Below are 8,856 nucleotides of genomic sequence, written 5' to 3' on the forward strand. Positions count from 1 at the left end.
GCCGAAGCCGGTTCCAATCGTTCGGTACTTCCGGCTGGGATTTATCACCGCAGCGGCAAATCCTGCCACCGCGCTGTTTTTCGCATCCTCGACGCTGAATTTAAATGCTCGCGGGGCAACTCACCTGTCCGTGATCGCATTGGTGTTTGCCCATTGCGATCGCCTGGTTTGGTCTTCTCGGCCTTTCCATTTCCCAGCCGGCCACGCGGCGATTTTACGGTCGTTTCCGAAAGCATGCGGACATCGTGCTGGGAGGAGCCCTGGTTGCGCTCGGCTTTGCTGCGCTTGGTTATTGAGAAAGATATACGCAGCCGCCGCTGTTACACGGACCTCAAACGACAAAACCCGCCGGACAGGGTCCAGCGGGCTCGGAACCGGCGACGGGGAAACCCGTCTGCTGCGGCTCTGGCTTCTAAAGCATGATCTCGGACCTAGGCGCCATTTCGCAAAAAGGGCGACTTGACGCTTTCGGGTGAAACCACGCTCGAGATCAAAGCGCCTTGCGGGCGATCCTCTCGATGTCGGCACGGTTGATGCCGAGATCGTTGAGCTGACGAGCATTCAGGCGGTTCAGTTCGCGCACGGTTTCATTGTACATGCGCCAGTTACGGAAAGCACGGATCGGGTTCATGGTAGTCCTCCATCGTTTCGATGCCGCTCAAATAGGCATCGTTGATGAAAAGTTGAACAGACGCTTTTGCATGGCCGCAATGCGTTTCTTGCATTGCACAATTAAGCTTTTGTTCAGCTTGTTTAGCGCCCGTCAGCCGACATCGAGCACGATCTTGCCGATATGCTCGCCCTCCTCCATCCGCTCATGCGCCCGCCACGCCTCCTTGAGCGGGAAAATCATGTCCATGACGGGTGCTACCTTGCGGGTGCCGAGCAGCGGCCATACCTGCGCCTCCAGCGCTGCGGCGATTGCCGCCTTGAATTCGACGGTCCGCGGCCGCAGCGTCGAGCCGGTGTGGGTGAGCCGCTTGACCATGATCTTCGAGAAATCGGCGGTGGCTGTCGCCCCGCTCTGCGTGGCGATCTGGACGATGCGGCCTTCCACTGCGGCGGCCTCGTAGTTTCGCGCCACATAGTCGCCGCCGACCATGTCGAGGATGACGTTGGCGCCCCGGCCACCGGTCGCGTCCTTGACCGCCGCGACGAAGTCCTCCTCGCGGTAGTTGATCGCACGGTCGGCGCCGAGCTTCAGACAGGCATCACACTTCTCCTGGTTGCCGGCGGTGGTGATGACATAGGCGCCGAAGGCCGAGGCGAGCTGGATCGCCGTAGTGCCGATCCCGGACGAGCCGCCGTGCACGAGCAGCGTCTCGCCGCTCTTCAAGGCCCCGCGCTCGAAGACATTATGCCAGACCGTGAAGTAGTTTTCCGGCACCGCCGCCGCTTCGGTGTGGGTAAAGCCGGCGGGCAGCGGCAACACGCTGCCGGCATGAACCTTGACGTATTCGGCGTAGCCGCCGCCGGGCGTCAGTGCGCAGACCCGGTCCCCGACGCGCCAGCGCGATATCTCGTCGCCAAGAGCTGCAACTTCGCCCGACGCTTCGAGGCCCGGCAGGTCCGACGCACCAGGCGGCGGCGGATAGACGCCCTTGCGCTGCTGCACATCCGGCCGGTTGATACCGGCGGCGCGCACCCGGATCAGAATTTCGCCGGGACCCGGCACGGGCACGTCGCGCGTTTCCGGTTTCAGCACTCGCGGTCCGCCGGGTTCCGAGATCGCAATGGCGATCATCGTCGCCGGAATTCTGTTCTGTCCACTCGCCATGAATTTTCCCGTCTCGCTTCGCCAGTTTCTTGCCAGCTGCCAGTTTCTTGCCGACTATTTGCATCCATGCCCCTGCCCTATGTATGCTGATTGCCAAATCAGGCAAATGGCCACTGCAGCGCCGGGCGTCCGATTGGACGCGCAAAGGACGCTGTAGCCGTCTAAGTTTTTGCGCATCAGGGAGGAGCGACGATGGCGATCTTCGACGACGAACCCAAAAAGAAAGCGCGCCCGCACGAGATCGGCCAGGATCTGTCGCTGCTTTCCGTCGACGAACTGTCCGAGCGGATCGGCATCCTGCGCGACGAGATCGCCCGGTTGGAAGCCGAGCTCAAGTCCAAGGGCACCACCAAATCAGCGGCCGAGGCGCTGTTCCGCCGCGGATAGTTTCCAGAGCCGAAGCGCCCGCCGCCGAAAAGCCCGAATGCGACTGTCTTCAGATCCTCCCTAATTCCTGCCGGATCAGCTAAATGTTTGCAAGCTACCGACCGATCCTCTCGCTGCTTCGAGGCACCGCTTTCCTGCTGGCTGCCACCGGACTGCACGGGCTGCTGTTGCCGCTGCGCGGCCAGTTGGAAGGTTTCTCGACCGCATCGCTCGGCCTGATGGGCACGGCCTGGGCCGGCGGCTTCGTCACCGGCTGCTTCTTTGCGCCGCGCATCGTGCGCCGCGCCGGTCATGTGCGCGCTTTTGGCGCCTTTGCGGCATCGGGAGCCATCGTCGCACTGCTCACCGGCCTGATCATCGACGAATATTTTTGGATCCTGCTGCGCGCCTTTACCGGTTTCACCATGGCCGGCGCCTTCATGGTCATCGAAAGCTGGCTGAACGAGAAGTCCACCAACGAGAACCGCGGCGCCGTCTTCGGTCTCTACATGATGGTCACCTATGCCTCGATCATGGGCGGCCAGATGATCGTTGCCGGGGGCGACGTGAAGTCGGCCTCGCTGTTCATGATCACCGGCATCCTGTTCTGCCTGTCGCTCATTCCGACCGCAGTGTCGACGGCTTCGCACCCCAAGCCGCTGCAGGACGTCTCGCTCGACGTCAAGGGGCTCTATGTCAATTCGCCGGTGTCGGCGATCGCCTGCGTTTTGATCGGCATCGCCAACGGCGCCTGGGGCACGCTCGGCGCCGTCTATGGCGCCCGCATCGGCATTTCCACGGCCGAGATTGCGCTGATGATGAGCCTGGTGGTCGTCGCCGGCGCCGCCATGCAACTTCCGGCCGGGCGTCTCTCCGACAAGACCGACCGCCGCTTTGTGCTTGCGGGCCTGGCCTTCGGCGCGGCGCTGTTCGCCGTCGCGGTCTTCCTGTTCGAGCCGCGCTCCGGCGTCTTCGTCATCGTCTGCACCGCCGCCTATGGCGCCTTTGCCTACACGCTGTATTCGATCGCCGTGGCCCATGCCAACGACCACGCCCGGGCCGAGGATTTCGTCAAAGTGTCGGGCGGCCTGCTGCTGCTCTACGGTTTCGGCACGATGATCGGACCGCTGCTGGCCGCCGGCCTGATGGCTTGGATGCGGCCGGAAGCCTTGTTCCTTGCGACTGCCTTCGCGCATCTTTGCCTGGCAGGCTATACGCTGCTGCGCATCAGCCGGCGCGCGCCGGTGCCGATCGAAGACCGCGACGCGTTCAAGACACAACCGGCTGAGCGCTCGATCACGCCGGAGGCACTGCGGCTCGATCCGCGCAGAAAGCCTGAAACCAACGGTTGAGATTTGGAAAACTTTGCCTCACAAATAAGGCATGATGTTTTCCGACGCCTTCATGGCGATTGCCGATCCCAACCGGCGCTATCTCTTGGAAGAGCTCCGGCGCGGCCCGAAGACCGTCAACCAATTGGCCGCCGGGTTGCCGGTCTCGCGCCCGGCTGTTTCGCAGCATCTGAAAGTGCTGCTCGACGCCGGGCTGGTCAACGCCAAGCCGGAAGGGACAAGACGCGTCTACACGGTCAGCAGTGCCGGCTTCCTGAAGCTCAACATCTGGCTCGACCAGTTCTGGGACGCAGAGCAGCTGGGTTGACCCGGAGATGCACCGTCACGTCTTGGCCAGAGAAGCGCTAAGCGCGTCGTTAGGCGGGACGTACAGCATCGAGCCTAACCGTTGTTGTAGGGGAACAGCTTGAAATAGGGCTGCGCTTCCTCGATCACGCGGGCGACAGACGGCCGCCGCAACAGCCGGCCGTGATAGCGTCTCACCGCCGGATATTTGTCGCCGAACGGCTCGACCTTGTTGGCGTAGAACAGCGCCGGGGCGGCAGCGCAGTCGGCCATGGTGAAGGCCTCGCCCGTCGCCCATGTCCGCGACTGCATGTCCTGTTCGATGATGGCGTAGGCGCTGCGCAATTGGGCGCGCGCCTCCTCGACGCCGAACGGATCGGTCTTGCCTTCCGGCCGCAGGCGGTCGCCGACGATCTTCTGCATCGGGTGCTGCACGTAAAAGTCATAAAATCGGCCGGCGAGGCGGGTCTGGCGGGCGAGATCGGCATCGGCAGGGATCAGCTCGACCGGTCCGGGATAATACGCGCTGAGATATTCGATGACGATCGTCGATTCCAGCACAGTCTGGTCCAGCGCTTCATCGCGCAGCACCGGCATCTTACCGGCCGGCGACAATTTCAGGAACGCCCCGCGCGACTGTTCATTGCCGAGATCGACGACGACCGAGGTGAACGGCGTGCCATTCTCATAGAGCGCGATCAGCGGCTTCCAGCAGAAGGACGCCAGCGGATGAAGATGCATCGTCAGGGACATCGTTTTGTTCGTTCCTTTGATGGTTCACCTCGCGGACGGTCGGTGTCGAGGTTCGGCCTGCTAGTTACCTGGCTTGGGTATGGGTGACGATGGCATCGACGATCACGGCCCAATCGTCGGGATGCAGTTCGTGGCCGCCGCCTTCGATGCGGACAAGCCTCGCGCCGGCAACTGCCGCTGCGAGAGCAGCGCCATGCTCGATCGGAAAGATCGGATCCTCGGTGCCGTGGATAACGAGGAGCGGAACCTTCAATTCGTGCAGGCGGCCCTTCCCGTCCTCGCCGCCCCGATGTTCGCCGCTCTTGAGCATGAAATGATTGGTCGCGCTCAAGAAGCCGCCGGATCGGTCGTAATCCTGTTCGACGAACGCCCTCGTCCGCTTCTCGTCGAAGGGATGCGCGGTGCCGGCGATCGCGTGCGCGTCCTTGACGATGAAGTCGACCACCTGGTCGCGCTCCGACCAATCGACATCAGCGCCTTTGGCCGAATGTTTCATATAGGCCTCGGTCATCCCCGGCAGCTGCGACGTGTCGGTTCCCACAGGAGAAGTGCTGATCGCGTTAAGCGAGATGACCCGCGATGGATGTTTCAGCGCCACAAGCTGCGCGATCATGCCGCCCATCGACATGCCGACCACATGCGCTTTCGCGATGCCATAACCATCGAGCACGCGGATAGCGTCGTCTGCCATGTCGTCGAATGTGTAAGGCGGTTCGCCCGGCGCATATTTGGTCGAACGGCCGGTATCGCGATTGTCGTAGCGGATCACGAACAGACCCTTGCCGGCCAATTTTCGGCAAAACGCCTCCGGCCACCAGAGCATCGAAGCCATGGCGCCCATGATCAGCAGCATCGGTGGATGTGCGGGATCGCCAAACGTCTGGGATGCGATTTCGGGCTCCGCAGCCTTCATGATGATCGCGATCTCCTTTCTGCAAAACCGATTGCATTTTGCAATCAGTTGCACGATAATAAAACCGATATAATTATGCAACCAGTTTTTTTCGGAGAATCGCATGAGCATCGATCGCCGGTCTGGGTGCCCGATCAACCTGTCGCTTGAAGTGTTTGGCGACCGGTGGAGCCTGATCATTCTTCGCGACATGATATTCGGCGGCAAACGCCACTTTCGCGAACTGCTCAACGGATCGCTGGAACGCATCGCTTCCAACATCCTCGCCGATCGGCTGAAGCGGCTGATGGAGCTCGGCATGCTGACCAGGGCCGACGACCCCACCCACAAGCAGAAGGCGATCTACAGCCTGACCGAAATGGCGATAACGCTGGTGCCGATCCTGGCGCATCTCGGCGCCTGGGGTCGCGTCTGGCTGCCGGTCAGCGAGGAACTCTCGATCCGCGCCGAGCTTCTGGAAAAGGGCGGCCCGCCGATGTGGGAAAAATTCATGGACGAGCTGCGCCACGAACATCTGGGAACACCTTCCGACACGCCGCCGGATGCTACCGTGCGTGCGACCTTGCAGGCCGGATACGAGGCGGTTGTCGCCCGAAAGGCGCCAGACGCCGGGTGAGATCCTGGCGCGTGACCAACTTATTTTCCCCATTTCAGGCCGGCTCTGCTATTAAGGGGTTGAAAACTATAATTTACGGGATTGGAAAAGCCCTTGGTTGAGAACTCTAAGGATACTGCCCGCGCGCGGGCAGATTTGCGTTTCAAGAAGCAGGAAGAGGCAGCCACGGTTCGTCAGAAGGCGATGGCGGAATATGTCGCAGAGAGCGACGCTCGCCAGATAAAGACCAATAAACTAAGGGCGCTGCGCCTCGCCAAGGAAGCCGAAGACCTCGCCAATGCGCCGGCTGCTCCGGTGAAGAAGCCGGCGCGCGCCAAGAAAAAATAGAGTTGGTTCGCTGCGACCGGCCCCGTCGTCGGCGCTGTCGGCATTTCCGGCGATACGTCGGACAATGATGAAGCCGCCGCCATCCAAGCGGCTGGCTTCACCGCCGGACCCGGGCTAAGGCCGGCCTCAAGTCTAGTTCATGTTAATATCGCGGGTGGCCGCTCGCATCGATACCGAGAAGCCGGCCAGGACGTCGACCAGCGCGATGACCATCAGTGTGAAGAAGACCGAGTGCGCCGCGCCCTTCACCAGCAGGAACTCGACCAGGAACGCCACAAAGACGAACGTCGACAGCAGATGGTCCATGATCGATGCGCTCGTCGTGCGCGTCGATTTTACGATTTCGACGAAGAAGAGGATCAGCCCGATCAGCACGATCAGATCGCCGAGCGTCAGCGAGAACACACCGCCCGACATCATGCGGATCGAGAACAGTTCGCTTGCCCAGGGGTCGTCGCCACCGCCGAATATTCCCAGAAGCCCGAGATTATAAAGGACGAAGGGCACGATCAGCAGCGGGATGGCACCGAACATCAGGCGGCTCCGATTGGACTGCCTTCTGTAGAATGCGCCCGGCGTTCGCCGTCAAGAATTTTCGTACGCGACTGCGAACACGGACAAAGACCGTGCGAAATAACAATGTCAGCCGGCCCGGCAGCCGTTTTATACGGTTGCTGGAATGGCTGAAATTGGTTCGGTGAGCGATCATCCGCGCAAAAATGCAAAAGACCGGCACAATGGCCGGTCCTTCGGACGTCACAAACCGTCGAAAGCTGTCTCAGCTTTCCTTCGGCTCCAGAACCTGGCGACCGCGATACATGCCGGTCTTCAGGTCGATATGGTGCGGGCGGCGCATCTCGCCGGAATTCTTGTCCTCGACATAGGTCGGGGCCTTCAACGCATCGGCCGAACGGCGCATGCCGCGCTTCGACGGAGAGGTTTTTCGTTTCGGTACGGCCATGGATATGCTCCACTACATGGTCAAAACGCCCCGGCTGCCCTCGTGAAAGGGCCGCGTCAGGGCCGGAATCTGAGAAAGTCGGGTGCCTATACACGCCCTGTGCCGTTTTGGCCAGCGCCGTCGCGAATTTTTTTAAGCTAGCGCAGACAGCCGACATAGGCGCCGGACCGGCCTGCGCGCCGCTCGATCAGCGCGGCCAGCCGCCTCAGTCCCGGTCCGGGCTTCGCCGGGTTGCGTACGATCGGGTTCGGCAAGGTGACGGCAAGCAGCGCGGCCTGGCGACGCGACAATCGTTTTGCCGAAACCCCGAAATGGTGCTGGGCGGCGGCCTCGATGCCATAGATGCCCGGCCCCCATTCGGCGATGTTGAGATAGATTTCCATGATGCGCCGTTTCGACATCACCATGTCGACATAGAAAGCCAGCGGCAGCTCGACGACTTTCCGGACCGATCCCAGCGGCCGCGACCACAGATAGAGGTTCTTCACGGTCTGCATGGTGATGGTCGAGGCGCCGCGCGTCATCTCGCCGGCCAGCGCGTCGTCGACGACGCCCCTCAACTCGCCAAGGTCGATGCCGCGATGGAAACAGAACTGCCCGTCCTCCGACATGATGACCGAATTCGCCAGTGCCGGTGCCACATCGTCGATCGAGACCCAGCGCCGATCATAGCCGGAAAACGTCGCCAGATCCTTCAGCATCAGGGTCGACACCGGATGCACGAACGGCGGCAGATACAGGAAGGTAAACACCACCGGCATCAGCGCCAGCACGACGGCGACGGTGATGCCGCGCCGGACCCAGCGCCGGGGCCAGCGTTTGAGACCGATGCGGTTGCCGCGTTTCGGCCTCACCATGTCCAGCCCTTCGGTTTCGTGATCGACGATCGGTTCCGCCAAGCCGCCCAATCCATGCTACTCCCTGCCCCGGCATAATGGCGCTTGGCTTCTTGCGCAACGTCTGAGTGTCGGCTACCGGTCCCGGCGATGACGAAAGACGATCAAATACCGTTCGAGGCAACGCTTGTCGGGCGCGCTGGCCCGCTCGAGGCGCTGCTCAGGCGGCTCCTCGACGATCGCCCGCTTTCAGGCGAGATCGCGCGGCCGCAACGTCTGATGGCGGCGATGCGCCATGGCGTGCTGAACGGCGGCAAGCGCCTGCGACCCTTCCTGGTCATGGAAAGTGCCGCGCTGTTTTCCGCCGACGGCGAGGCGGCGCTGCGCGTGGCGGCGGCGCTCGAATGCGTGCATTGCTATTCGCTGATCCATGACGATCTGCCGGCCATGGACGATGACGATTTGCGCCGTGGCCAGCCGACCGTGCACAAGGTCTTCGACGAGGCGACTGCCATCCTCGCCGGCGATGCATTGCTGGCGCTCGCCTTCGACATCATTGCTGACGAAGCGACGATGCTGCCGGCCGAACGAAGGGCGGCGCTGGTGCTGGCGCTGGCCCGCGCCGCCGGAGCCGGCGGCATGGTCGGCGGCCAGATGCTCGACCTTGAGG

At 62.1% G+C, this 8,856-nt stretch carries 12 protein-coding genes and 2 pseudogenes (1 of these 14 cut by a window edge); 7 read left to right on the top strand and 7 right to left on the bottom strand.

Annotated elements, in window-relative coordinates; all coding sequences use genetic code 11:
• Positions 1 to 490 precede the first annotated feature (490 nt).
• Entirely contained in the window at positions 491 to 631 is a 141-nt protein-coding gene (locus tag E5W87_RS06455) for a DUF1127 domain-containing protein (RefSeq protein WP_095487275.1), read from the bottom strand.
• Positions 632 to 763: 132 nt separating this feature from the next.
• Entirely contained in the window at positions 764 to 1,777 is a 1,014-nt protein-coding gene (locus tag E5W87_RS06460) for an NAD(P)H-quinone oxidoreductase (protein WP_292395104.1), read from the bottom strand.
• 192 nt (positions 1,778 to 1,969) lie between these two features.
• Here E5W87_RS06460 and E5W87_RS06465 point away from each other — a divergent pair, with 192 nt between their 5' ends.
• The 3 genes from E5W87_RS06465 to E5W87_RS06475 all read left to right on the top strand — a co-directional run bounded on the left by E5W87_RS06465 (position 1,970) and on the right by E5W87_RS06475 (position 3,802).
• Positions 1,970 to 2,164 carry a DUF1192 domain-containing protein gene (locus E5W87_RS06465; protein WP_126104587.1) on the top strand — a complete coding sequence of 65 codons (195 nt, stop codon included), beginning with the start codon at positions 1,970 to 1,972 and terminating at the stop codon, positions 2,162 to 2,164.
• An 83-nt stretch (positions 2,165 to 2,247) separates the two neighbouring features.
• On the top strand, positions 2,248 to 3,495 hold the full coding sequence (locus E5W87_RS06470) for an MFS transporter (RefSeq protein WP_292395106.1): 1,248 nt from the start codon (positions 2,248 to 2,250) through the stop codon (positions 3,493 to 3,495).
• Positions 3,496 to 3,526: 31 nt separating this feature from the next.
• Positions 3,527 to 3,802 carry a helix-turn-helix transcriptional regulator gene (locus E5W87_RS06475; RefSeq protein ID WP_292395108.1) on the top strand — a complete coding sequence of 92 codons (276 nt, stop codon included), beginning with the start codon at positions 3,527 to 3,529 and terminating at the stop codon, positions 3,800 to 3,802.
• Positions 3,803 to 3,876: 74 nt separating this feature from the next.
• Here E5W87_RS06475 and E5W87_RS06480 read toward each other — a convergent pair whose 3' ends face one another.
• Both E5W87_RS06480 and E5W87_RS06485 read right to left on the bottom strand, forming a co-directional pair.
• Positions 3,877 to 4,533, bottom strand: a complete 657-nt coding sequence (locus tag E5W87_RS06480) for a glutathione S-transferase family protein (RefSeq protein WP_292395110.1) — start codon at positions 4,531 to 4,533, stop codon at positions 3,877 to 3,879.
• A gap of 64 nt (positions 4,534 to 4,597) precedes the next feature.
• The gene (locus E5W87_RS06485) at positions 4,598 to 5,446 is read right to left on the bottom strand and encodes an alpha/beta hydrolase (RefSeq protein WP_292395112.1); all 849 of its coding nucleotides are present in this window, start codon (positions 5,444 to 5,446) and stop codon (positions 4,598 to 4,600) included.
• A 103-nt stretch (positions 5,447 to 5,549) separates the two neighbouring features.
• Between E5W87_RS06485 and E5W87_RS06490 the strand changes: the two genes are divergently transcribed.
• The 3 genes and pseudogenes from E5W87_RS06490 to E5W87_RS06500 form a co-directional block, all read left to right on the top strand.
• Complete coding sequence (locus E5W87_RS06490; protein WP_292395114.1) at positions 5,550 to 6,062, top strand: helix-turn-helix domain-containing protein; 513 nt, start codon at positions 5,550 to 5,552, stop codon at positions 6,060 to 6,062.
• Between the two features lie 93 nt (positions 6,063 to 6,155).
• Positions 6,156 to 6,389: a hypothetical protein gene (locus E5W87_RS06495; RefSeq protein ID WP_029348749.1), complete on the top strand. Its 234-nt coding sequence runs from the start codon at positions 6,156 to 6,158 to the stop codon at positions 6,387 to 6,389.
• Positions 6,390 to 6,401: 12 nt separating this feature from the next.
• A pseudogene (locus tag E5W87_RS06500) lies at positions 6,402 to 6,488 on the top strand (heme-binding protein); the annotation flags it as partial.
• A gap of 33 nt (positions 6,489 to 6,521) precedes the next feature.
• Here the strand turns inward: E5W87_RS06500 and E5W87_RS06505 are convergent.
• From E5W87_RS06505 to E5W87_RS06515, 3 genes are all read right to left on the bottom strand, one after another.
• Complete coding sequence (locus tag E5W87_RS06505) at positions 6,522 to 6,923, bottom strand: hypothetical protein (protein WP_292395116.1); 402 nt, start codon at positions 6,921 to 6,923, stop codon at positions 6,522 to 6,524.
• A gap of 244 nt (positions 6,924 to 7,167) precedes the next feature.
• Entirely contained in the window at positions 7,168 to 7,350 is a 183-nt protein-coding gene (rpmF, locus tag E5W87_RS06510) for a 50S ribosomal protein L32 (protein ID WP_006203806.1), read from the bottom strand.
• 137 nt (positions 7,351 to 7,487) lie between these two features.
• The gene (locus E5W87_RS06515; RefSeq protein WP_292395118.1) at positions 7,488 to 8,258 is read right to left on the bottom strand and encodes a transglycosylase domain-containing protein; all 771 of its coding nucleotides are present in this window, start codon (positions 8,256 to 8,258) and stop codon (positions 7,488 to 7,490) included.
• A gap of 78 nt (positions 8,259 to 8,336) precedes the next feature.
• Here E5W87_RS06515 and E5W87_RS06520 point away from each other — a divergent pair.
• Positions 8,337 to 8,856 (top strand): annotated as a pseudogene (locus E5W87_RS06520) (polyprenyl synthetase family protein); it runs 250 nt beyond the window's last position.

Origin of the sequence: Mesorhizobium sp. (assembly GCF_004962925.1) — a bacterium.
Classification (GTDB): domain Bacteria; phylum Pseudomonadota; class Alphaproteobacteria; order Rhizobiales; family Rhizobiaceae; genus Mesorhizobium.

What these genes read in the sequence shown, in the direction of transcription:
- E5W87_RS06460 (WP_292395104.1), bottom strand. Translation starts at nt 1,777, where the DNA reads ATGGCGAGTGGACAGAACAGAATTCCGGCGACGATGATCGCCATTGCG.
- E5W87_RS06465 (WP_126104587.1), top strand. Translation starts at nt 1,970, where the DNA reads ATGGCGATCTTCGACGACGAACCCAAAAAGAAAGCGCGCCCGCACGAG.
- E5W87_RS06480 (WP_292395110.1), bottom strand. Translation starts at nt 4,533, where the DNA reads ATGTCCCTGACGATGCATCTTCATCCGCTGGCGTCCTTCTGCTGGAAG.
- E5W87_RS06470 (WP_292395106.1), top strand. Translation starts at nt 2,248, where the DNA reads ATGTTTGCAAGCTACCGACCGATCCTCTCGCTGCTTCGAGGCACCGCT.
- E5W87_RS06485 (WP_292395112.1), bottom strand. Translation starts at nt 5,446, where the DNA reads ATGAAGGCTGCGGAGCCCGAAATCGCATCCCAGACGTTTGGCGATCCC.
- rpmF (WP_006203806.1), bottom strand. Translation starts at nt 7,350, where the DNA reads ATGGCCGTACCGAAACGAAAAACCTCTCCGTCGAAGCGCGGCATGCGC.
- E5W87_RS06455 (WP_095487275.1), bottom strand. Translation starts at nt 631, where the DNA reads ATGAACCCGATCCGTGCTTTCCGTAACTGGCGCATGTACAATGAAACC.
- E5W87_RS06475 (WP_292395108.1), top strand. Translation starts at nt 3,527, where the DNA reads ATGATGTTTTCCGACGCCTTCATGGCGATTGCCGATCCCAACCGGCGC.
- E5W87_RS06490 (WP_292395114.1), top strand. Translation starts at nt 5,550, where the DNA reads ATGAGCATCGATCGCCGGTCTGGGTGCCCGATCAACCTGTCGCTTGAA.
- E5W87_RS06505 (WP_292395116.1), bottom strand. Translation starts at nt 6,923, where the DNA reads ATGTTCGGTGCCATCCCGCTGCTGATCGTGCCCTTCGTCCTTTATAAT.